Genomic DNA, 23,182 nt, shown 5'->3' on the forward strand with positions numbered 1-23,182 from the left:
ATGACCTGAATTTGAAATTTTGTCCAGCAAAGTCACGATCCTAGGCCCCTGTCGAACGGCCGCAGGTAAATTCCTCGGGGGAGGGAAGGATCCATCACGGACACACCCCTTGGCAGATGGCGCGTGAGCAGGTAATCGACGGCACCTCGCGGAGGACGGAACCGATTTCTCTTCGTACGCCACTGGCGCTTCTGCTCGTTTCACTGGGTGCGATTGCTGCCGTGTGGTGGTGGCTGGCCACGCCAATCACGCTCGCGCGCGCCCCGATCGACCCGGCCGACAAGGTCCAATGCGTCTCCTATGCGCCGTTCCGCGGGGAACAGTCGCCGCTGAACGCGTGGACCCATATCGAGGCCGACCAGATCGAGCAGGATTTGCGCCAGCTCAAGGAGATCACCGACTGCGTCCGCACCTATTCGATGGAGAACGGGCTCGACCAGGTGCCGGCGATCGCCGCCAAGGTCGGCGGGCTGAAGGTGCTCCAGGGCATCTGGCTCTCCAGCAACCGCGCCAAGAATTTTGAGCAGGCCGCGCTCGCCGTCCGCCTTTCCAAGGAATTTCCCGGAATCATCACCAGCGTCATCGTCGGCAACGAGGTGCTGCTGCGCGGCGAGATGACGACGGCGGACCTCGTCTCCATCATCCGCTCGGTGAAGGCGCAGGTCAGCGTGCCCGTCACCTATGCCGACGTCTGGGAGTTCTGGCTCAGGAATCGCGAGGTCTATGAGGCCGTCGACTTCGTCACGATCCACATCCTGCCTTATTGGGAGGATGTTCCGGTGAAGGCGAAGTTCGCAGCGAGCCATGTCGAGGCGATCCGCGAGCGCATGGCGGTCGCGTTCCCCGGCAAGGAGATCCTGATCGGCGAAACCGGCTGGCCCAGCGAAGGGCGCATGCGCGAGGGCGCGCTGCCGTCGCGCGCCAACCAGGCGCGCGTCGTCTCGGAAATCCTGGGCCTGGCGAAATCGAACAAGTTTCGCGTCAATCTGATCGAGTCCTATGACCAGCCTTGGAAGCGCAAGCTGGAAGGCACCGTCGGCGGCTATTGGGGCCTGTATGACTCGGTGCGCCGGAACCTGAAATATCCGCCGGGCCAGCCGATCAGCAATTTCCCGTACTGGAAATGGTACATGGGCGCCGGCATGGGCCTCTGCGTGCTGGTGTTCGCGGTCGCCGGCCTCACGCTGCGCAGGCGGCCGTGGACGCCGCGCTTCTCGGCCTGGCTCGGCGTCGCGATCTCGGCGACGTCAGCGGGCATCCTGCTCGGGATCGGCGCCGACAAGATGTATTATGAGAGCTACGGCATCGGCGGCTGGCTGCACTGGGGCGCGCTGCTTCTGGCCGGCATCCTGTCGCCGATCTTCTGCGCGCAGGCAATGGTGATCGGCCGCAGCCTTCCGACCTTCCTCGATCTGCTCGGTCCACGCGAGGGCCGCAAATGGTCGAAGCTCACCGCCGTGCTTGGCCTGACGCTGGCGGTGACCGCGGTGATCGCGGCGCAGACCGCGCTCGCCTTCGTGTTCGACCCGCGCTACCACGACTTTCCCTACGCCGCGCTGACGATGGCGGTGGTGCCGTTCGCGGTGCTGATGCTGAACCGGCCGCAGATCGGCCAGCGTCCGATCGCGGAATCGGTGTTCGCGGGCCTGCTCACGCTGGCGGCCGCCTATGTGCTGTTCAACGAGGGCCGCGAGAACTGGCAGTCGCTGTGGACCTGCGCGATCTATCTGCTGTTCGCGTTCACGCTGTGGCGGGCGCGGGCCGAGCAAATCCAAGAATGAACAGGCCGATCGCAAGGCCCGACAGCACGACATTGTAGAGCACGATGCCGAGGCCGGCGGCGACGATGCCGACGGTCAGCAGCACGATCGACGGCCGCATCAGGTTCAGCGTCGCAGCCACCAGCGCGACGATGCCGAACACCGAATTCTTGAACAGCACCGTCGATACCGTGCGCGCCTTGCAGATCAGCGTCTGCAAGCCAGCGTCACAGGCGAGCCCGACGGTCGAGTTCTCGATGCCGAGATAGCGCAAATAGATCGCATAGCCGACGGACAAGAAGCCGACGACGATCAGGAACTGCACCTGGTAGGGTGTGAGGCGGAAGGGCTTTTTTGTCATGGGCGCAATATGGTCGGGATGAGGGGAGGGGGCAACAGGGGAGGTGGATATTTCTGATCGCTTGCGCCGTTCGGCGAGTCATTGCTCGACGGCCATTGACGCCCCAATTTGATGAGAGGCCGCAGTGAGCTCATGGGCCGCGCAACAAGAGGGTGCGCAACGAAGATCCGCGGGTAATGATTTAACTCGTGCGCGTTCCTACCGCCTGAAGAACGACGACAGCGTCGATCCCGCCGAGGCCGTCTCCGGCTTCGCCGGTGCGGCCGGCGGCTGAGGCGCGGGGGCAGGCGCGGGCTCCTCGCGCTTCGACGAGCGCTTTGATGAGTAGCTGCGGCGGCGCTTCTCCGGTTTGGCGGCAGGAGCGGGCGCCGGCGCAGTCTCGGCTTGCGGCGCCGCGTCCTGGTTCTTCTCGGAGTTCTTCTCCTGAACCCGGTCCTGAGTCTTCTCTTGTCCCTTCTCCGATCCGCCGCGCATCGACAGGCGCTGGCCGTCGAACACGGTGGTCTCGCAATGGCGGTCGTTCTCGGCAAGGCCGGCGCAGAGCTTTGCGGCGGCCGCGGCATTGATCAGCGGGCCGGCGCCGAGACGGAGCTGCATGCCGAGGCCGGCATTGCCTTCCTTGATCATGATGATCGGCCGCAGCGCCGCGATCTCGGGATTGGATTTGCTCAGGCCGCGCCAGAGCGCGCGCAGGCCGTCGAGCGAGTTGGCGCCGCCCAGCTCGATGGCGAAGCGCGTCTGCTGGACCGCGATTGCAGGGGCCTCGCTCTCGGCCGTCTCCGGCGGCTTGGCTGGCGCCGCGGCAACCTCGGTCGGGGCGGGCGTCTGTTCGGGCTTCTTCTCGGCGGCCTTCTCCGTCGTCTCGGGCTGCGTCAGCTTCGATGCGGCGGGATCGGGTGGCGCCATGATCGACTTGGATGGCACCAGCGGAAGCATGGGAAGTGCCGACGTCGTCAGCGGTGACTGCGACACCAGCGAGGCCATGGCGGCGTTCTGCGGCGGCGGGATCAACTGGTCCTTTGCTGCCTCCTTCAGGGCGTCTTTTGCAGGCTCCTTCGCCTGGTCCTTCGCGGCCGCCGCGCGCGGCTTGTCACTTGAGGGAGCCGGCGTCGAGGCGACCGGCGCGACGCTCGGCGCCGCGGGCTGGACGTCGGGCGTTGGCGCGTCCTGCGGCTTCGCGCTCTGCTTGGCGATGGCGCCGGTGACGGAATCCATCCCTTGCTCGAGCACGGTGACGCGCGAATAGAGCCGGTCACGATCGGTGTTCAGCGTCTCGATGGCGGAGGCGAGGCGGCGGCCCTCATTCTGGCTCTCCTTGGTCAGCATCTGGAGCCGGTCGGCCTGGCGCGACAGATCGGCCGACGCAACCTGGTCACGGCGCCAGCCGAGCTGGGCCTGATTGGCCAGCACGGCCAGCACGACAGCGCCGACGGCGGCCACGCCCCACGAGCCCAGCCGCCACATCATGCTGCGGTCGACCGCGCTTTCCTCGGCCAGAAGTCCGGAGAACAGCCCGCCGGTCTCCTTGGTCCCGAAGGCATCCGCCAGTGGGTCGGAATCCTTTGCCATGAACGTTAAGTGCCCAGCCCCGAACAGCTTCCCCGAATCAATCAAGGAACATTAACAGGAAAACCCCGTCGCACTTGAATTCCGGGCGTTCGCGGGGGTAGCAAGGCGACAGCTCAAGACGGCATCGGCCTGCCGCCGCCCATTGATTCGGCCGCATTTGACAGGATTTCGATGACCGCCCGTTCCAGCCTCACGATCGTGCTCGCCGCCGGCGAAGGCACGCGCATGCGATCGAACCTGCCGAAAGTGCTGCATCCGGTCGCCCACCAGAGCCTGCTCGCGCACGTGCTCGCCGCCACACCGAAGGGAACCGGCACCTCGCTCGCCGTCGTGATCGGCCCCGACCATCAGGCGGTCGCGGACGAGGCGAAGCGCATCCGTCCCGATGCGCTCACCTTCGTGCAGGCAGAACGGATCGGCACCGCGCATGCGGTGCTGGCGGCGCGCGAGGCGATTGCGCGGGGCGCGGACGATCTGCTGATTGCCTTCGGCGACACGTCGCTGATCTCGGCCGAGACCTTTGAGCGGCTGCGCGCGCCGCTCGCGAAGGGCGCAGCAATCGCCGCACTCGGCTTTCGCGCCGCCGATCCCACCGGCTATGGCCGCTTCATCGTCGAGGGCGACCGTCTGGTCGCGATCCGCGAGCATGCCGATGCCAGCGCGGAAGAGCGCAAGATCGATCTGTGCAATGCCGGCCTGATGGCGATCGACGGGCACCGTGCACTCGCGATCCTCGACAGGATCGGCAATGCGAATTCGAAGGGCGAATATTATCTGACCGACGCGGTCGGCGTCGTTCGTGAACAGGGATGGGAGGCCGTCGTGATCGAGACCAGCGAGGACGAGGTGCGCGGCATCAACACCAAGGCGCAGCTCGCGGAGGCCGAAAGCGTGATGCAGGCGCGCTTGCGCAAAGCGGCGATGGAAGCAGGCGTCACGCTGATCGCGCCCGAGACCGTTTATCTGTCCGCCGACACCGTGTTCGGCAATGACGTCACCATCGAGCCGTTCGTGGTGATCGGTCCGGGCGTGTCGATCGCCGACGGCACGGTGATCCATTCCTTCTCGCATATCGTGCAGACCACGCTCGGCAAGAACGTCTCGATCGGCCCCTATGCGCGGCTGCGACCCGGCACCTCGCTCGGCGATGGCGCGCGCATCGGCAATTTCGTCGAGACCAAGGCCGCGACGCTGGAGGCCGGCGTCAAGGTCAACCATCTCTCGTACATCGGAGACGCCACCGTCGGTGCCAATTCCAACATCGGCGCCGGCACCATCACCTGCAACTACGACGGCTTCAAGAAGCACAAGACGATCATAGGGCAGGGTGCCTTCGTGGGCACCAACTCCTCTCTCGTCGCGCCCGTGAAGATCGGCAACGGCGCCTATATCGGCTCGGGCTCGGTGATCACGCGCGATGTGCCCGACGACGCCATGGCGCTGGAGCGCAACCAGCAGACCATCAGGGAAGGCGGCGCGGCGCGCTATCGCGAGATGAAGACGGGCGGCAAGAAAGTCGAAAAGAAGCCGGAGAACTGAGCGCCAACTGCCGTGTCCTCTCGCTTTGTTCGCGATCTCTTCAGTTTTCTGATCGAGACATGCGTCACGGGGATGGGGCGACGGCTGCTGTGGGAGATGAACGAGTACGATCCGCCCGAGATTGTGGCCCTCGTCATCGGGCTGGCGTTCTGGGCGCTCCTCATTTTCCTCGTCTGGGCCGTGATGCTGGGGTGGTAAGGCGCGCCGCTATTCGTCGTCGGAGAATTCCGAGAAGATCGCGCGCGTCAGGCGCCAGCCGCGCGGCTTGGCGCGTTTTGCAGGTTCTCCGGCTGCGTGCTTGACGAAGACGGGCTTGCTTTCCTTGCCGCGCTGGGGCGGCGGCCAATGCGCAAGGTGCGTGCCAGTGGTCTCGCTGGCGTGGGCATACATCGATGACAGGCCTTTGCGGCCGGACGGGCTTTTCATGACCTTACTCCATGGCCGGGAATCGTTGGTCAAACTCATTGACAACAAGTTAATTCGCGCGGTTTAAGGCCGGCCAATTCGACGCAGTCGAAATCGGAAGCGAACCGGCGCTGTCTCAATCAGCAATAATTATTGAGTATCTGGTTCCTTAGGAACTTCGCTAAAGACCGAGCGGGTCGTTTAGGCGATTTTTCGACGATTTGGGGGATATTGATCCGCATGTGCGGGATTGTCGGCATTCTCGGGCGCTCGCCGGTTGCAGAGCAATTGGTGGATTCGCTCAAACGTCTTGAATATCGCGGCTACGACTCCGCGGGCGTCGCCACGCTCGAAGGCAAGCATCTCGCGCGCCGCCGCGCCGAGGGCAAGCTGAAGAACCTGGAGAAGCGTCTCGAGGCCGAGCCGCTCAAAGGCACGACCGGCATCGGTCACACTCGCTGGGCCACCCACGGCAAGCCGACCGTCAACAACGCCCATCCGCACGCGACCGAACGCGTTGCCGTGGTCCACAACGGCATCATCGAGAATTTCCGCGAGCTGCGCGAAGAGCTCGAGAAAAAGGGCACGGTGTTCCACACCGAGACCGACACCGAGATCGTGCTGCATCTCGTGGACGATCTGCTCACGCGCGGCAACAAGCCCGTGGAAGCGGTGAAGCTGACGCTGGCCCGGCTGCGCGGCGCCTTCGCGCTCGGCTTCATCTTCGCCGGTGACGACGACCTCATGATCGGCGCCCGCAACGGCCCGCCGCTCGCGATCGGATATGGCGACGGCGAGATGTATCTCGGCTCCGACGCCATCGCGCTCGGCCCGTTCACCGATACGATCAGCTATCTCGAAGATGGCGACTGGGTCGTGCTGACGCGCAAGGGCGCCACGGTCTTCGACAAGGACGGCCACGCCGTCCAGCGCGAGAAGATCAAGCACGCCGCCTCGACCTCGCTGGTCGACAAGGCCAATTACCGCCACTTCATGGCGAAGGAAATCCACGAGCAGCCGGAAGTCGTCGGCCACACGCTGGCGCGCTATGTCGACATGGCGACCGAGCGCGTCTCGCTGCCGGTCAAGCTGCCGTTCGACTTCAAGAGCATCCAGCGCATCAACATCACCGCCTGCGGCACCGCGAGCTACGCCGGCTTCGTCGCGAAATACTGGTTTGAACGCTTTGCGCGCGTGCCGGTCGAGGTCGATGTCGCCTCCGAATTCCGCTACCGCGAGGCGCCCTTGCGCAAGGGCGATCTCGCCATCTTCATCTCGCAATCGGGCGAGACCGCCGACACGCTGGCCGCGCTGCGTTATGCCAAGGCCGAGGGCGTGCACACGGTGGCCGTTGTCAACGTGCCGACCTCGACGATCGCGCGCGAGAGCGAGACCGTGCTGCAGACGCTGGCCGGTCCCGAGATCGGCGTCGCCTCGACCAAGGCCTTCACCTGCCAGCTCATGGTGCTGGCAAATCTTGCGATCGCTGCCGGCAAGGCCCGCGGCGAATTGTCCGACGAGGACGAGACCAAGCTCGTTCACGGCCTCGTCGAGATCCCGCGCCTGATGTCGGACGCGCTCACCACCGAGCTCCAGATCGAGAAGCTCGCGCGTGAGATCGCCAAATCGCGCGACGTGCTCTATCTCGGCCGCGGCACCAGCTTCCCGCTCGCGCTCGAAGGCGCGCTCAAGCTGAAGGAGATCTCCTATATCCATGCCGAGGGCTATGCCGCCGGCGAGCTGAAGCACGGGCCGATCGCGCTGATCGACGAGACCATGCCGGTCGTCGTCATCGCGCCCTATGACCGCGTGTTCGAAAAGACCGTCTCCAACATGCAGGAGGTTGCCGCCCGCGGCGGCAGGATCATCCTGATGACGGACGCAAAGGGCGCGGAGGAGGCGACCGTCGAGTCCCTCGTCACCATCGTCATGCCCGACATGGCGGCCGCGTTCACGCCGATGGTCTATGCCGTCCCCGTGCAGCTGCTCGCCTATCATACGGCGGTCATCATGGGCACCGACGTCGACCAGCCGCGCAACCTCGCGAAATCGGTGACCGTGGAATAGGCAGAAGGGATCAGGCCGGGACGCTAGGTAGTCTTCCAAAACCTGCTAGAAGACCCTAGTTTGAGTGCAGCGACCGACCTGGAACCCGAATGACCCCCCGCGACGACGCGCCTGCGCCGCTTGATCCCATCCCGGAACCGCATACCGGCCTGATGGGCCGCTTCCGCAATTATTTCCTCACCGGCCTCGTCGTGACGGGGCCAATTGCCATCACGCTGTATCTGGTCTGGTGGTTCGTCACCTGGGTTGACGGCGTGGTGCGGCCGTTTGTGCCGTTGGCCTACCGGCCTGAAACCTATCTGCCGTATGTCGTTCCAGGTTGGGGACTGATTGTCGCATTCTTCACGCTGACGCTGGTCGGCTTCCTCGCCGCCAATCTGATCGGCCGAACGCTGGTCGATATCGGCGAGACCTTCCTCGGCCGCATCCCGGCGGTGCGCGCCATCTATCGCGGCCTGAAGCAGGTGTTCGAGACGCTGTTCTCGGGCAAGGGCTCGAGCTTCCGGAAGGTCGGCCTGGTCGAGTTTCCGTCGCCGGGCATGTGGTCGATCGTGCTGATCTCGCAGTCGCCGAATGAAGAGGTCGCGCGCAGCCTGCCGGGGCAGGAGGAGCACGTCTCCGTGTTCCTGCCGTGCTCGCCGAACCCGACCACGGGCTTCTTCTTCTACGTGCCCAAGAGCAAGATCGTCGAGGTCGACATGAGCACCGAGGACGCCGCAACGCTGATCATGTCGGCCGGCGTGGTGCAGCCGGGCGCGGCCCCCGACCCGAAGAAGGCCGCCGCGCTTGCGGGCATGGCGAACGCCGCGCGCATCGCCAATGCCTCGGCGCTCCAGCCCCAGCCTGCGAAGGTGGAGTAGGGCCATTCCGGTTTCGGATGGCCGCATTCGCGCAAGCACTTTCGTCCTCTGCTAGTCTTCCGGTTGAATTGAGCGCCTCGCTCGGAATTCGACCTGGAGTGCATGATGACGAAGACCATTGCGATCCTCGCGCCCGGCGCCATGGGCAGCGCCGTGGCCCGCCGCCTCGGCGAAAACGGTGCGCGCGTGCTGACGTCGTTGAAGGGGCGCAGCGAGGCGACGCAAAAGCGCGCCGCGGATGCCGGCATGATCGGCGCCGAGGACGACGCGATCGCGGAGGCCGACATCATCCTTTCGATCGTGCCGCCGGGCGAAGCCGTGGCTTTGGCCGAACGCCTGGCCGCGCTGATCGTCCGGCGCGAAAAGAAGCCGGTCGTGGTCGACTGCAACGCGGTCAATGTCGATACCGTGCAGCGGATCGAGGAGATCATCGGCTCGGCACAGGCGCCGTTCGTGGATGGCGGTATCATCGGTTTCCCGCCGCAGCCCGGCGGCAAGAGCCCGGCTTTCTACCTGTCCGGCGAATACGCCAAGGACCTCGCAGTTCTGAAGGATCTCGGCCTCGACGTGCGGATCGTCGAGGGCCCCATCGGCGCGGCCTCCGCGCTGAAGATGTCCTATGCCGGCATCGTCAAGGGCCTCGCCGGCATCGGCTCGGCCATGGTGGTCGCGGCCACGAAAGCGGGCGCGGCTGACGCGCTGCGCGACGAGCTCGCGCTGAGCCAGCCCGCGGTCCTGGCCCGGCTCGAAGTCGCGCTGCCGGACATGATCCCGAAGGCCTATCGCTGGGTCGCGGAGATGCGGGAGATCTCGGGTTTCCTCGGGCCCGACCATCCGGCGAGCCAGATCTACGAAGGCTTTGCACGCTGGCTCGAGCACCTCGCCGCGGATGCGAATGGCGAAGCGGTGGATGCGGCACTGCTGAAGGCGTTCGCAGCGCGTGTCGCGCAGAAGAAGGCCTGACCGTCCAGTCCGAAGTCACGGCAATGGATCACTCGCCGTGCACTGAAACCGACTCCAGAAAACCCTGGATGTCCCGGTCGCGTCTCAGGCGCACGACCGGGACATCGGGGCCATATTGAAGGCGCTCGGCCTCGATGACAGGCAAGCGCTCCGTGTCGTAGCGCCACGCCTCCTTCATCAGTTTCCAGTCGAACTGTTCCGGACATCCCTCGGGAAGATCGGGGCGCGTCGTGTCGCGATCGAACGCGGAGCGCCAGAGAATGCGCCACTGGCAGAGCCAGCGCGGGCGGTCGATGACGACCATGGTGTCGGCACGCGCAAGCGTGAGATCGAAGGCCAGCCCCGAGAAGCTGCCGTCGATGACCCATGCGTCGCCCGCGATCGCCTCCGCGACGCGTAGACGGAAGCTGGCCTTGTCAGATGGCTTCCATCCCGGCCGCCAGTAGAGCACGTCGAGATGCACCACGGGCAGTCCAAGCTTCCGCCCGAGATTTCGGGAGAGGCTGGTCTTTCCGCTTCCCTGAGAACCGACAACGATGACCCGGCGCATGAGCGCAAGGTTCCATAAAGTCGGTCGCGGGGAAAGAGCGTGCCTTCCGGGCGCGCTTTATTACCTCGCATGTAATTGAGCCAATTCGCAGCCCGTCTACTTTGCTGATCGTCCACCCGCGGGGAGCTTTCAAGCCTCCGTCGAGCGCGCGTGTCACCGCATGAGGAGAGTGAGATGGAAGTCGTGTTTACGAAGAAGGCGCCGCCACAATGGCTGCTCGATATGTGGAAGGAGATCGACGACAAGACCTTCGGGCAAGGTTTCGAGTGTTTTGCGGAGGATGCCGTCTGCAATCTCGGCGTCGCCGATTGGAAGGGGCGGGAAGCAATCCGCACCAATCTGAAGGCTTTCATCGACACCGGATTCACCGCGCTGCATCACGTCACCGAATATTGGGACGCCGGTTCCCTGAAGGTGTTTCGCGGTGTCGTCGACATGACACCCGACGATCCCTCGATGACGACGGTGCATCCGACCATGACGCACTTTTTCTACATGGACGAGACGGACGACACCAAGGTGCGGCACTGGGTCGGCGCCGTGGGGCCGGTCACCTTCGGTTGATCGCCTGGAATAAGCCTGCCATTGGCGGCGGCGCCTCGGGTAAACCGGCGCCGCCGCCGATGCGCGTCGACGATATCGACCGGAAGGATCGATCGCATGAAAGCTGTGGCCAGCGACATCAAGATAGCCGTCAGATCCGCGGGCGCTCTGCTGCGTCAATGGCGGGACATTCGCGGCAAGACGCAGCTCGATCTGTCCTTCGATGCGGGCGTTACGCAGAAGCACATCAGCTTCGTCGAGAGCGGCCGCAGCATCCCAAGCCGGCAGATGCTGCTCGATCTCGCGCAGGCCCTCGACGTCCCCTTGCGCGAACGAAACGAGCTGCTGCTCGCCGCGGGCTACGCGCCGTCCTATTCCGATCCGGCGCTCGATACACCGGCCATGACGAGCATCAATCGCGCCCTGCGGCGCATGCTGCGTCAGCACGAACCGTTTCCGGCCATCGTCATGGACCGGTACTGGAACGTGCTGATGACCAATGACGCCGCGCCGCAGCTCTTCAATTGCTTCATCGACATGTCCGCGCGACCGGCTCCCCGCAATCTCTTACACCTGATGTTCGATCCGGCCGGCATGCGTCCCTTCATCGCGAACTGGCCGCAGACCGCCCGCGGCCTGCTGGCCCGTGTCCATCGCGAGGCGGTCGGGCATGTCATCGATGTCAGGACCAAGGCGCTGCTGGAAGAGCTATCGCGATACCCGGGCGTGAAGCCGGAATGGCGCGCACCCTCGGCCTCCGATGCGATGCCGATGATCCCGCTCAGCTTCGTCAAGGACGGCGTGACGCTCGACTATTTCTCGCTGATCACGACCGTCGGAACGCCGCAGACGGTGACGGCCGAAGAGCTGCGGCTCGAATGCATGTTCCCCGCCAACGATGCGACCGAAGCCGAGCACGGCAGGTTCTTGCGTGCGCATGCGGGGTGAGGGCCTCCGCCGCATCTCAACCCGTCCGACGTGTGCCGAGCTCCACCCACATCGTCACTGCGAGCGCAGCGAAGCAATCCAGGATCTTTCCGCGGAGACAGTCTGGATTGCTTCGCTACGCTCGCAATGACGAGGAGGAGACGGCGCGGGATCCATCTGTTACTGTCTTGCGGAAGCAGATGGATGCAATCGGAGCTCGAATGAGAGTGCTGGTGATCGGCGCGGGCGCGCTTGGCGGCTATTACGGAGCTCGCATGGTCCGCGCCGGGCGCGACGTGACCTTTCTGGTGCGCGAGAAGCGGGCCGAGCAACTGCGCCGGACAGGATTGCAGGTCGTCAGCCCGCATGGCGACTTTGCCGTGCAGCCGAAGATCGTCCTCGCTAACGATCTCAAGGAGCCGTTCGACGTCGTGCTCGTCGGCGTAAAATCCTACTCGCTCGACGATGCCATGAGCCAGTTTGCTCCTGCCGTTGGCGGCGATACGATGATTCTGCCGATCCTCAACGGATTGAAACATATCGACGCCCTGACCGCGCGGTTCGGTGCCGCGCGCGTCCTTGGCGGGCTCGCGAACGTCAGTGCCGGGCTCGACGCGGATGGTCGTGTCGTTCAGTTCATGGCCAATCAAACGATCGTCTTCGGCGAGACCAAGGGAGCGTTGAGCGAGCGCGCGCTCGCACTGGAAACACTGCTCCATGTCCCTGGTATCGACGTACGCGCCAGCGAAGCGATCATGCAAGACATGTGGGAGAAGTTCGTCCAGCTGAGCACGCTCGCCGGCATCACCTGCCTGATGCGCGCGAGTGTCGGCGACATCCTGGCCGTGCCGAACGGCGAGCAGTCGATCTTCCGCCTGTTTGCGGAATGCTGTGCCGTTGCGACGGCGTCAGGCTTTGAACCTCGCGCGCCGTTCATCGAGTTCGACCGGAAACTCTTCACGACCCTGGACTCGCCGCTCAAGGCCTCGATGCTGCGCGATATCGAGCGCGGCTCGGTCACCGAGGCGGAGCACATCCTGGGCGACATGGCCAATCGGGCCCGTACGCTCGGCATCGACACGCCGCTGCTGGATCTGGCCGTGGCGCATGTGGCGGCTTACGAGGTCGGGCGCCGAAGAGCAGCAGGCTAACCCGCCCCGATCAGCGGGATCGCCTCGTCCCGCTCATAGAGGTACAGCAGGCACCGTAGCGCCTCGCCACGCTCGCCCTTCAGCTTCGGATCGTCCTTCAGGATCCGCAGCGCCTCGTCTCTAGCCTGGGTGATGAGCTGGCCGTGCACCTCCGACCGCGCGATGCGGTAGCCGGGCAGGCCGCTCTGGCGCACGCCCAGCACGTCGCCTTCGCCGCGCAGCTTCAAATCTTCCTCGGCGATGCGAAAGCCGTCGGTGGTCTCGCGGATCACCTTCAGGCGTGCCTTCGACATCTCGCCGAGCGGCTCCGAGTAGAGAAGGAGGCAGGTCGAGGCTTCCGAGCCGCGCCCGATACGGCCGCGCAGCTGGTGCAACTGGGCCAGGCCAAACCGTTCGGCGTTCTCGATCACCATGATGGTCGCGGCCGGCACGTCGACGCCGACCTCGACCACGGTGGTCGCAACCAGAAGGCCGATCTCATGGGCGGCGAACTGGCCCATCACGCGGTCCTTCTCGGTGCCCTTCATCTGGCCGTGGACGAGGCCGACGCGGTCGCCGAAACGTTTTTGCAAGCTCTCGAAGCGTTTGGTCGCATTGGTCAGGTGCTCGGTGCCCTCGGCCTCGGATTCCTCGACCAGCGGGCAGATCCAGTAGACCAGCTTGCCGGCCTCCAAGGCCCGGCCGATGCTGTCCGTGACCTCATTGAGGCGGCTCATCGATATGGTGCGGGTCTCGATCGGCTGGCGGCCGGCGGGCTTCTCGCGCAACTCGGAGATGTCCATGTCGCCGAAATAGGTCAGCACCAGCGTGCGCGGGATCGGCGTCGCACTCAGCACCAGCACGTCGACGGACTCGCCCTTCGAGGTCAGCGCGAGGCGTTCGCGCACCCCGAAACGATGTTGCTCGTCGACGACGGCCAGGGCGAGATCGCTGAAGATCACGTCGTCCTGGATCAGCGCATGGGTGCCGACGAGGAGATTGATCTCGCCGGCTTCGAGTTGCGCCAACAGCTCGCGCCGCTCCTTGCCTTTCTCGCGGCCGGTGAGAATGGCCACGCGCAGCCCTGCGTGCTCCGCGAGCGGGGCGATGGTCTTGATGTGCTGCCGCGCCAAAATTTCCGTCGGGGCCATCAGCGCGGCCTGCTTGCCGACCTCGGCGACGGCGGCCGCCGCCAGCAGCGCCACCACGGTCTTGCCCGAGCCGACATCGCCCTGAAGCAGGCGAAGCATGCGCACGGGCTGTTTCAGATCCTCGGCGATGGCGGCCGCGGCGTTGCGCTGGGACGGGGTCAGGGCATAGGGCAGGGCGTCGATGATCTTGTTGCGCAAGTGACCGTCGCCGGCGTTGCGGACGCCGGCGGGGCGGCGCAATTGGGCGCGGATCAGGGCCAGCGCGAGCTGGCCGGCCAAAAGCTCGTCGAAGGCGAGGCGCGACCAGTAGGGCTTTTCGGGCAGGATGTCCGTGAGCTCGACCGGCTGATGCACGCGGCTGAGCGCCTCGGTGACCGTCGGAAAACTGCAGCGGCGCATCACCTCCGGGCTGATCCATTCCGGCAGGGCGGGCAGCTTCTGCAGCGCTTGCGCGACCGCGCGTCGCAGCGAGCCGAGCGCCAGGCCGGTGGTCAACGGATAGACCGGGTCGATGCCGGAGAGTTTTGCGATCGCCTCTTCGTCGAGCACGCGGTCGGGATGTACGATCTGCGGGATGCCGTCATACATCTGCAGTGTGCCCGAGACGTAGCGCTTCTCGCCGACAGGCAGCAGCTTTTCGACATAGCCGGGCTTGGCGCGGAAGAAGGTCAGCACGACGTCGCCGGTGTCGTCGCTGGCGTAGACGAGATAGGGCGCGCGGGCGTTGCGCGGCGGAGGCGGGCGGTGGCGATCGACGGTGACCTCCAGCGTCACCATGGTTCCCTGGACGGCGTCGCGGATCTTTGGCCGCGCACGGCGGTCGATGACCTGGCTCGGCAAATGCAGCAGCAGGTCTACCAGGCGCGGCGTCTCATTGCGGCTGAGCAGGTACTGCAGCAGCTTGTCCTGCTTCGGACCGACGCCGGGCAGGCTGGTCACGGGAGCAAACAGCGGATTGAGCAGGCTGGGGCGCATGAGAGCGAATCTAGGATCGTTTCGGCCCGTCATGCCCGGCTTTATGGCGGGCATCCACGGCTTTTTTCGCGGCGCTCGCGCGGGTAGCGGGCCATGCCAAATCGAGGGCTGACAGGGGCGGTCCGAGTGGCTATATCACCCCGGCCCGGCACGTCCGGGCTTTCTGCGTTTGACTGGATCCGAGACATGACGGGAACGACACGATCGAGCAACGGGCTGGACGATCGCCGCAAGCGGCTTCTGTTCCGCTGCTGGCACCGCGGCACGCGCGAGATGGACCTGATCCTCGGCCGCTTCGCGGATGCGGAGATCGGCAATCTGACCGACGCGGAGCTGTCCGAGCTCGAGACCCTGCTCGACGAGTCCGATCCCGATCTCTATGCCGCCATCACCGGTGACAAGGTGCTGCCAGCTGAAGTCACCGGCGCGCTGTTTGCCCGCATCAAGGCGTTCCCGATTACGGACGGCGATTTATGAAACAGGGGATGAAGTCGCCGGCCGAGCTGCTCACGCCCGGCCGCGCGCTGACGCTTGCCAATGTTGCCGAGGGCGCCGAGGGCCTCGTCATCTCCGATCTCGCCCGCGCCATCGCCGCGCGGCCGAAGAAGGCGGCCGTCAGCCTCGCCGTGGTCTGCCGCGACGGTGGGCGAATGCAGCAGCTCGAGCGCGCGCTGCAGTTCTTCGCGCCCGATTTGCCGGTGCTGACCTTTCCGGCCTGGGACTGCCAGCCCTATGACCGCGTCTCGCCGCATGGCGGCATCCTCGCGCAGCGCCTGACCACGCTGGCGCGGCTTGCGCCGCTGACCGGTAGCGACAAGCCGCTGATCGTGCTCACCACGGTGAACGCGATCCTGCAGCGCGTCCCTGCGCGCGAACTCGTTGCCGCGCAGGCGCTGTCGGTTGCGCCGGGCAACGTGGTGCCGATGGACACCATCGTCGCCTGGCTCGAGCACAACGGCTACAACCGCTCCTCGACCGTGCGCGAGCCCGGCGAATATGCCGTGCGCGGCGGTATCCTGGATCTGTTTCCGGCCGGCCTCGACCAGCCGGTCCGCTTCGACTTCTTCGGCGACAGCCTGGAATCGATCCGCTCGTTCGACGCCGAGACCCAGCGCACGATGCTCGACATGCGCTCGCTCGACCTCGTGCCGATCTCGGAATTCCAACTCGTCACCGACACCATCCGCCGCTTCCGCATGGGCTATGTCGCCGAGTTCGGCGCGCCCGAGCGCGACGACGCGCTGTACGAGGCCGTCAGCGAGGGCCGCCGCCATCCCGGCATGGAGCACTGGCTGCCGCTGTTCCAGGACCGGATGGACACGCTGTTCGACTATCTGCAAGGCGCAGCCATCGCGATCGAGCCGCAGGCCGAGGACGCCGTCCGCGAGCGTTTCAAGCAGATCCAGGATTACTACGAAGCCCGCCGCGATGCGATGGAGCATCCCGGCGGCGGCGCGATCTACAAGCCGCTGCCGCCCGACAGGCTCTATCTCACCGACGAGGAATGGACCAGGCGCGAAAACGAGATGTCGCTGGTGCGGCTGACGCAGTTTTCGGTTCCGGCCGATGGGGCGACGATCGTCGATGCCGGCGCGCGCAAGGGCCGCGACTTCGCACCCGAACGCAATGACGCCACCGTCAACGTGTTCGAGTCCGTCGTCAGCCACGTGATGGCGCTGCATGCCCAGCGCAAGAAGGTCGTGATCGCGCTCTGGAGCGAGGGATCGCGCGACCGCATGACCTCGATGCTGCGCGACCACAAGCTGACCCATACCACCAGCGTCAACAGCTGGCGGACGGTGCAGGCGACCCCGCGCAACGAGACCATGCTCGCCGTGCTCGGCCTGGAAAGCGGTTTCGAGACCGACGAGATCGCGCTGATCAGCGAGCAGGATATCCTTGGCGACCGCCTGGTCCGGCCCCGCAAGGCGAGCCGCAAGCTCGACAATTTCATCTCGGAGGTGACCAGCCTTGCCGCGGGCGACATCGTCGTCCACGTCGATCACGGCATCGGCCGCTTCATCGGCCTCCAGACTCTCGACGTCGCGGGCGCGCCCCACGACTGCCTCGAGCTGCATTATGCCGCCGAGACAAAGCTGTTCCTCCCCGTTGAGAACATCGAGTTGCTGTCGCGCTACGGCTCCGACCAGACCACGGTCGAGCTGGATCGTCTGGGCGGAAGCGGCTGGCAGACCCGCAAGGCAAAACTCAAGAACCGCATCCGCGAGATCGCGGGCGAATTGATCAAGATCGCTGCCGCGCGCCATTTGCACGAGGCGCCAAAGCTGCCGGTGCAGTCGGGCCTCTACGACGAGTTCTGCGCGCGCTTCCCCTATGACGAGACCGAAGACCAGCTCGGCGCCATCGAATCCACCCTGAAGGACCTCGAGCTCGGCCGTCCGATGGACCGCCTGATCTGCGGCGACGTCGGCTTCGGCAAGACCGAGGTTGCGCTGCGCGCGGCCTTTGCCGTCGCGCTCGAAGGCAAGCAGGTCGCGGTCGTGGTGCCGACCACGCTGCTGGCCCGTCAGCATCACAGGACCTTCACCGAGCGCTTCAAGGGCTTCCCGGTGAACGTGGCGCAGGCCTCGCGCCTGGTCCCGACCAAGGAGCTGAACCTGGTCAAGAAGGGCATCGCTGACGGTTCGGTCGACATCGTCGTCGGCACCCACGCACTGCTCGGCAAGGCGATCAAGTTCCGCGATCTCGGCCTCGTCATCGTCGACGAGGAGCAGCATTTTGGCGTCACTCACAAGGAGCGGCTGAAGGCGCTTCGCTCCGAGGTGCACGTGCTGACGCTGTCGGCGACGCCGATCCCGCGCACGCTGCAACTGGCATTGACCGGCGTCCGCGAGCTCTCGATCATCGCATCGCCCCCGGTCGACCGCCTCGCGGTGCGCACCTTCGTCGCCCCGCACGATCCGCTGATGATCCGCGAGGCGCTGCTGCGCGAGCGCTATCGCGGCGGCCAGGCGTTCTACGTGGTGCCGCGCATCGACGACCTCGCCGAGGTCAAGGACTTCCTCGACAAGAACGTGCCGGAGATGAAGGTCGCGGTCGCGCACGGCCAGATGCCGCCCGCGGTGATCGAGGACATCATGACCGCCTTCTACGACGGCAAGTTCGACATCCTGCTGTCCACGACGATCGTGGAATCCGGCCTGGACATTCCCAACGCCAACACCCTGATCGTGCACCGCGCCGACATGTTCGGCCTGGCGCAGCTGTATCAGCTCCGCGGCCGCGTCGGCCGCTCCAAGCTGCGGGCCTATGCGCTGTTCACGCTGCCGGCGCAGCAGAAGATCACGGCGCAGGCCGAGCGCCGGCTCACCGTGCTGCAATCGCTGGAGACGCTGGGCGCGGGCTTCCAGCTCGCCTCGCACGACCTCGACATCCGCGGCGCCGGCAACCTGCTCGGCGAGGAGCAGTCCGGCCACATCAAGGAGGTGGGCTTCGAGCTCTATCAGTCGATGCTGGAGGAGGCGATCGTCAACCTCAAGGCCGGCGTGTCCGAGCCTGCTGCCGACCGCTGGTCGCCCTCGATCACCATCGGCATGCCCGTGCTCATTCCGGAAGACTATGTCGGCGATCTCTCGGTGCGGCTGTCGCTGTACCGGCGGCTGGCCGATCTCGACACCGAGGAGGAGATCGAGAACTTTGGCGCCGAGATGCGCGACCGCTTCGGCGTGCTGCCGGACGAGGTGCGCTACCTGTTCAAGGTCGCCGCGATCAAGGCGTTCTGCCGCACGGCCAATGTCGGGAAGATCGATGCCGGCCCGAAGGGCGCGGTCATCGCCTTCCGCGATAATTCGTTCGCCCATCCCGACCGCCTGGTGTCGTTCATCCGCAGCTACGGCCAGGCCGCCAAGGTGCGGCCCGACATGAAGGTGGTGTTCCTGCAGGACTGGGAGACGCCGGAAGAGCGTCTCGCCGGCACCACCGAGATCATGCGACAGCTTGCGCAGCTGGCGCAGAGCAAGAAGGCGGCGTAATTGTTCCGAGCGCCACCGGAGCGGTACTTGGATACAAGACAGCGGCATATGGCCACTTGCGGAATGATCGAACGACAGCCATGTTCGATTCGTCGAGTTCGGCCGACGATTTGGCCTCGCCGCTGATTGCGTGCCCGACTGATGACCTGATTCGTGTGACCCGCGACTGGTTTACCGGCCGCGGGTTTTTTGTACCGCAAAACGGGCCTTCCCCGCCCATTGAAACCTCTGAGGTCGCGAGCGTGTCTATCAATATCGATTCAGGCCAGGAATCCGGTGACGAACACGACGACGTCATGTATCCGCAGGTCCTGCCGTTCATATTGGTCCACGCGGGATGCTTCGCGGCGATCTGGTCGGGCGTCTCGTGGCAAGCCGTTGCCATCTGCGCGGTCCTGTACTGGTTGCGCATGTTTGCGATCACCGCCGGGTATCACCGGTATTTCTCGCATCGGGCTTACGCGACCAGCCGGGTGTTTCAGTTCATCCTGGCCTTCCTGGCCCAGAGCAGCGCTCAGAAAAGCGTCCTCTGGTGGGCTGCCAAACATCGCCATCATCATCTTCACTCGGATACGGCGAAGGATGTGCATTCGCCCCGGCACAAGGGCTTCCTCTACAGTCATGTCGGCTGGATCTTCTACCGGCAGCACGATGCAACCGACCTGGTGAAAGTATCGGATCTGGCGTCGTATCCGGAGTTGATGTGGCTGCACAGGCTGGAGCTTCTGCCGGCATTCGTGCTCGCGGGCCTCTGCTTCCTCATTGCGGGGTGGTCGGGACTCGTGGTCGGGTTCCTCTGGAGCACCGTGCTGGTGTATCACGGCACGTTCTGCATCAACTCCCTCGCACATGTTCACGGCCGCAGGCGGTATGTGACCGGTGACGATTCCCGCAACAACTGGCTGCTCGCTCTCGTCACGATGGGTGAGGGGTGGCACAACAATCACCACGCCTACCAGGCCAGTGCTCGACAGGGCTTCCACTGGTACGAGATCGATCTCACCTATTATATCCTGGTGGTCCTGTCCTGGCTCGGGATTGTCCGGGATCTGAAGATGCCGCCCAAGCAGGTCCTGCGCAATGAGCATCGGCTGGGATCTCGCGTGATCAAGCAAGCGGCCGAGCAGCTCGCCGCTCGCTTCAATCCCGAACACATCGCCCTGGCGATCAGGACGTCGATCCATGAGACCGAATTGTCGGTCCGGGACGCGATTCACCTGTTGCAGCACAGAGCCGATCTGCGTCTGGCCAGCATGCCGACTCGCGACCAGTTGCTGGCTGAAGCGCAGCGCATGTTCGCGAAGACGATGTCCCTGGACGACATCGTCGACCGGGCCCACGAGCTCCTGAACGAGACTGTTGGCTTTCCCCTGGCCACGCCTGCGCCTGCTCTCGCAACCAACGCGCAACCTGGGACGAATGGCGGCGCTTAGGGCGATGACGCGGATCGAATGATTTCGGCAGGATTGTCGTAGGGTGGGCAAAGGCGCGCTTGCGCCCGTGCCGACCATCCTTCCAAGACCGCTGAAAGTGGTGGGCACGCTTCGCTTTGCCCACCCTACGGCCTGGAGATCGTAGCTACGACGCGGCCCTTGACGCGTCGGCCGAGAGACGCCCGAGCAGTGACCGCGCCGTATCCGAGGGCGACAGCGAGTCCACGCTGACGACGGGATCGCTGCGCATCTCGTGCTTGCCATTTGAGGTGTGTCGCATCACCGCCGACAGGCGGCGGGCGATCATGTGGGCGGTGCGGAAGTCGGTCTCCGCGAACACGACGATGACGGAACCGTCTTTCTGCGCCACGCCAAAATCCATCTGCCGCATCAGGCGGCTCAGGATCCGCGCGGCGTCGAGCTGGGCACGGGAATTGCCGGGCTCGAAGGCGAAGCGTGCCACGGAGAGGCCGCCGCCGCGGGCAAGGGCCTGCTCGACCGCCTTGGCGAAATCGCGGGCAAAAGCTTCTACCGTGAGCAGGCCGCTGCGCGGATCAAGCCAGCCGCCGGCATCGATCGAGCGCAGCGTGCGGCTCAGTTGCGCTTCCATCGCGTGCTGGCGGATCAGCGGCAGCGCGTTGGCGGCGACCTTCGCCGGCTCGCCCGGGATCAGCTCGAGATTGGGCAGGTCGTACGTCTGCGCGAGCTGGTGCGCGGTGACGACCACGGGCAGGCTGCGGAATCGGGTGTCTTCGGCGAGCACCGTGAGGAAGGCGTCGGTGACGCGCGCGGTAAAACCTTCGGCGAGCACGACGCCATCGATATCGCGGGTGTTGAGATGCTTGGCCGCAGCCTCGATCGAGAGCGCGCCGACGACCCCGACGCGTTCGCCGAACGCAACGGAGAGCGCAGGGTAGGCTGCGCCGCGGCCGATCAGGAGCACCGTTGCATCGCGTGCCGGATCCCCCTCCGGCAACCCGACCTTCGCGTCCGGCAGCCGGCGCAGAACCGTTGCATGGAGAGTACGCACGCGCAGCGCGGCGCGGAGCCGCGCGACGAGGCGGTCGGAATTGCCGCCGCGCGAGGAGAAGGGCAGGGCGTTCTGCGGCAGCGTGCCCGCAGCATCGAGTGCCACGAACGGCAGGTAGGGCGATTGGTCCGCGATCTTCCTGGCGAGCGGCGCAAGATAGGGCTCGTGCCCGGCATGCATCGCGGCGAGAACCGCGGCCGGCTGCACCTGCTCGACCGCGCGCGCCGCGCTGGCCCAGTCAGCGTCCACGACGGGAAACAGACGGGCCTCGTCCAGTGCCGCAATGAAAGGCGGCCGCTGGGTGTTGGACACAAACAGGATCGGGCCCGCCTGGGACATCGCAAACTCTGATCACGCAACAGATGCTGCGCAATCTAGTCCGGTTGCCTTAATGCAGCGTCAATGGAAGGGCCGAAACTGCGCTTAAACCGGCCCCGTGCGGTCGCGAAAAGCCTCGACCATCAGGGGGTTAAGCCCGAGCTCATTGAGCGCTTCGCGGGCGCGGGCATTGTCTTGCGCCCGTCCTGCGAGCCGGTGACCCGAGAGCCGGTCGGGCAGCGCGGTGAGCAGGGCGCCCTGGCCGAGCCGGCGCGCCCATTCCTGGAGGTCGTTGGACAGGAAGCGGTAGCCGCCGACGGCCATGATGCCGGAGGGCGGCGCGGTGATGCAGATCGCGCCGCTTGGACGGTCGAGCCGCGCGGCATAGCCGGTGTCGACATAATCGCGCGGCGGCTGCGCCGTCAGCGTGTCGCCGACCGGCTGCGGCGGCGCGTAGGCCGCGATCGGCACCATCGCTCCGCGCAGGCCGAGCGTGCCCCTGGGCGTCAGCAGGATCTCGCCGGCGATGGAGGAGCCGGACTGCTCGCGCGGGGCGCCGTGCGGCCCGGGCATCACCGCAACAGGCATGCCGTCCTCGCCGCGGCGGGCGCCGAACAGCCCGGCCTCGCCGAACAGATAGACGTCGGTCAGCGGTGCATGCGGCGCGATCCAGGCATCGCTCGCCGCCACCTGCTCGGGCGCGCGCCAGAGGCCGATGACGTTGCGCAAGCTCGGCATTCGCGCCGCGAGATCGGAATCGCCGAGCCGCAGCACGAGCTGCGCGGGGGCGATCAGCACCTCGCATTCGTGCTCGTTGATCTGCTGTTCCAGCACGTCGTTCTCGAAGGGATGATGCAGCGCCAGCGTGCCGCCGCAGAGCAGCCACACCGCGAGCGAGGAGGCGAGGCCCGCGAACGACATCGGCGTGAACGCCGCCATCACGGTCGCGCCCTGCTTGATGTCGGCTTCCAGCGACATCGCGAGCCCGCCGGCGATCAGGCTGAAATGCGGCCGCGGCACCGGGCGAAAGCCTTCCGCGGTGACGTCGAAGGAGATCATCGCCGCCTTGCGGCCGTCCTGGATCACCGCGCGCGTGGTGCCCGGCGGGCGGGCCAGCACGTCGTCGAGCGAGGCCATGCCCTCGGGCAGGTCGGCGCCGAAACCGCAGACGTAACGGATCGAGAAGGCCTCTGCGGCGGCGTGCATCGCGAGGTCGGAATAGCTGACGCCGTCGACCTTGCTCATGGTGACGATGGCGCGCGCCGCGGTGCGGTTCAGTGCGGCGGTCAGTTCCGCATGGCGCCAGAGCAGCGGCAGCACGGCGACGACGAGCCCGGCGCGATGCGCGGCGAGCACCGTCAGCACGAACTCGACCGTGGCAGGCAGCTGGATCGCGATGACGGAATTGGCCGGCAGGCCCGATTCGACGAAATGCGCCGACAGGGCCTCGATGGCGGTGTCGGCCTCGGCGTAGGTCATCCGCCGCGGCTGGTGGCCGGTCACGCGGGCCTTGTTGAGGGGATCGAGCAGAGCGGGCGCGTGCGGTTGCCGCATCAGCGTGCGCTGAAACAGCGTGTCGAGCGTCGGCGATACGGCTGGCTGATTCACG

At 65.7% G+C, this 23,182-nt stretch carries 19 protein-coding genes; 12 read left to right on the forward strand and 7 right to left on the reverse strand.

Going from position 1 to position 23,182, the window contains the following annotated elements:
* The first annotated feature begins 116 nt into the window (after positions 1-116).
* A complete protein-coding gene (locus OWC48_RS05665) occupies positions 117-1,781 on the forward strand; it encodes a beta-(1-6) glucans synthase (protein ID WP_282519078.1) in 1,665 nt (554 codons plus the stop codon).
* On the opposite strand, the gene OWC48_RS05670 is transcribed toward OWC48_RS05665, so the two are convergent.
* The gene (locus tag OWC48_RS05670) at positions 1,741-2,121 is read right to left on the reverse strand and encodes a hypothetical protein (RefSeq protein ID WP_282519079.1); all 381 of its coding nucleotides are present in this window, start codon (positions 2,119-2,121) and stop codon (positions 1,741-1,743) included. The genes OWC48_RS05665 and OWC48_RS05670 overlap by 41 nt on opposite strands.
* A gap of 198 nt (positions 2,122-2,319) precedes the next feature.
* Positions 2,320-3,690: a hypothetical protein gene (locus tag OWC48_RS05675; protein WP_282519080.1), complete on the reverse strand. Its 1,371-nt coding sequence runs from the start codon at positions 3,688-3,690 to the stop codon at positions 2,320-2,322.
* A gap of 171 nt (positions 3,691-3,861) precedes the next feature.
* Between OWC48_RS05675 and glmU the strand changes: the two genes are divergently transcribed.
* Complete coding sequence (glmU, locus tag OWC48_RS05680) at positions 3,862-5,229, forward strand: bifunctional UDP-N-acetylglucosamine diphosphorylase/glucosamine-1-phosphate N-acetyltransferase GlmU (protein WP_282519081.1); 1,368 nt, start codon at positions 3,862-3,864, stop codon at positions 5,227-5,229.
* Between the two features lie 12 nt (positions 5,230-5,241).
* Positions 5,242-5,427: a hypothetical protein gene (locus tag OWC48_RS05685; RefSeq protein WP_282519082.1), complete on the forward strand. Its 186-nt coding sequence runs from the start codon at positions 5,242-5,244 to the stop codon at positions 5,425-5,427.
* Between the two features lie 9 nt (positions 5,428-5,436).
* Here OWC48_RS05685 and OWC48_RS05690 read toward each other — a convergent pair whose 3' ends face one another.
* Positions 5,437-5,655, reverse strand: a complete 219-nt coding sequence (locus OWC48_RS05690) for a hypothetical protein (RefSeq protein WP_282519083.1) — start codon at positions 5,653-5,655, stop codon at positions 5,437-5,439.
* 219 nt (positions 5,656-5,874) lie between these two features.
* Here OWC48_RS05690 and glmS point away from each other — a divergent pair, with 219 nt between their 5' ends.
* The 3 genes from glmS to OWC48_RS05705 all read left to right on the forward strand — a co-directional run bounded on the left by glmS (position 5,875) and on the right by OWC48_RS05705 (position 9,524).
* Positions 5,875-7,701, forward strand: coding sequence for a glutamine--fructose-6-phosphate transaminase (isomerizing) (gene glmS, locus OWC48_RS05695; RefSeq protein WP_248877650.1), 1,827 nt, complete (start codon positions 5,875-5,877; stop codon positions 7,699-7,701).
* A gap of 89 nt (positions 7,702-7,790) precedes the next feature.
* The gene (locus OWC48_RS05700; RefSeq protein ID WP_282519084.1) at positions 7,791-8,561 is read left to right on the forward strand and encodes a DUF502 domain-containing protein; all 771 of its coding nucleotides are present in this window, start codon (positions 7,791-7,793) and stop codon (positions 8,559-8,561) included.
* 105 nt (positions 8,562-8,666) lie between these two features.
* Positions 8,667-9,524 carry an NAD(P)-dependent oxidoreductase gene (locus OWC48_RS05705; protein WP_282519085.1) on the forward strand — a complete coding sequence of 286 codons (858 nt, stop codon included), beginning with the start codon at positions 8,667-8,669 and terminating at the stop codon, positions 9,522-9,524.
* 28 nt (positions 9,525-9,552) lie between these two features.
* Here the strand turns inward: OWC48_RS05705 and OWC48_RS05710 are convergent, their stop codons facing one another.
* Complete coding sequence (locus tag OWC48_RS05710) at positions 9,553-10,074, reverse strand: AAA family ATPase (protein ID WP_282519086.1); 522 nt, start codon at positions 10,072-10,074, stop codon at positions 9,553-9,555.
* Positions 10,075-10,248: 174 nt separating this feature from the next.
* Here OWC48_RS05710 and OWC48_RS05715 point away from each other — a divergent pair, with 174 nt between their 5' ends.
* The 3 genes from OWC48_RS05715 to panE all read left to right on the forward strand — a co-directional run bounded on the left by OWC48_RS05715 (position 10,249) and on the right by panE (position 12,695).
* Positions 10,249-10,638 carry a nuclear transport factor 2 family protein gene (locus tag OWC48_RS05715; protein WP_282519087.1) on the forward strand — a complete coding sequence of 130 codons (390 nt, stop codon included), beginning with the start codon at positions 10,249-10,251 and terminating at the stop codon, positions 10,636-10,638.
* A 96-nt stretch (positions 10,639-10,734) separates the two neighbouring features.
* Positions 10,735-11,565 carry a helix-turn-helix domain-containing protein gene (locus OWC48_RS05720; protein ID WP_282519088.1) on the forward strand — a complete coding sequence of 277 codons (831 nt, stop codon included), beginning with the start codon at positions 10,735-10,737 and terminating at the stop codon, positions 11,563-11,565.
* A 200-nt stretch (positions 11,566-11,765) separates the two neighbouring features.
* Positions 11,766-12,695, forward strand: a complete 930-nt coding sequence (gene panE / locus OWC48_RS05725) for a 2-dehydropantoate 2-reductase (RefSeq protein ID WP_282519089.1) — start codon at positions 11,766-11,768, stop codon at positions 12,693-12,695.
* Here the strand turns inward: panE and recG are convergent.
* Positions 12,692-14,800: an ATP-dependent DNA helicase RecG gene (gene recG / locus OWC48_RS05730; protein WP_282519090.1), complete on the reverse strand. Its 2,109-nt coding sequence runs from the start codon at positions 14,798-14,800 to the stop codon at positions 12,692-12,694. The two genes, panE and recG, sit on opposite strands and share 4 nt — an antisense overlap.
* A 186-nt stretch (positions 14,801-14,986) precedes the next feature.
* Between recG and OWC48_RS05735 the strand changes: the two genes are divergently transcribed.
* The 3 genes from OWC48_RS05735 to OWC48_RS05745 all read left to right on the forward strand — a co-directional run bounded on the left by OWC48_RS05735 (position 14,987) and on the right by OWC48_RS05745 (position 20,225).
* The gene (locus OWC48_RS05735; protein ID WP_248877644.1) at positions 14,987-15,277 is read left to right on the forward strand and encodes a succinate dehydrogenase assembly factor 2; all 291 of its coding nucleotides are present in this window, start codon (positions 14,987-14,989) and stop codon (positions 15,275-15,277) included.
* Positions 15,274-18,792, forward strand: a complete 3,519-nt coding sequence (gene mfd, locus OWC48_RS05740; RefSeq protein ID WP_282519091.1) for a transcription-repair coupling factor — start codon at positions 15,274-15,276, stop codon at positions 18,790-18,792. The genes OWC48_RS05735 and mfd overlap by 4 nt, the downstream gene beginning before the upstream one ends.
* Positions 18,793-19,088: 296 nt before the next feature.
* Positions 19,089-20,225, forward strand: a complete 1,137-nt coding sequence (locus tag OWC48_RS05745) for an acyl-CoA desaturase (protein ID WP_282519577.1) — start codon at positions 19,089-19,091, stop codon at positions 20,223-20,225.
* Between the two features lie 145 nt (positions 20,226-20,370).
* On the opposite strand, the gene OWC48_RS05750 is transcribed toward OWC48_RS05745, so the two are convergent.
* Together OWC48_RS05750 and OWC48_RS05755 are read right to left on the reverse strand one after the other, a co-directional pair.
* Positions 20,371-21,594: a GGDEF domain-containing protein gene (locus OWC48_RS05750; protein ID WP_282519092.1), complete on the reverse strand. Its 1,224-nt coding sequence runs from the start codon at positions 21,592-21,594 to the stop codon at positions 20,371-20,373.
* A gap of 84 nt (positions 21,595-21,678) precedes the next feature.
* Positions 21,679-23,181, reverse strand: a complete 1,503-nt coding sequence (locus OWC48_RS05755; protein WP_282519093.1) for a class I adenylate-forming enzyme family protein — start codon at positions 23,179-23,181, stop codon at positions 21,679-21,681.
* Position 23,182 lies beyond the last annotated feature (1 nt).

Origin of the sequence: Bradyrhizobium sp. Arg816, from assembly GCF_029989365.1 — a bacterium.
In the GTDB taxonomy this organism is placed as follows: Bacteria; Pseudomonadota; Alphaproteobacteria; order Rhizobiales; family Xanthobacteraceae; genus Bradyrhizobium.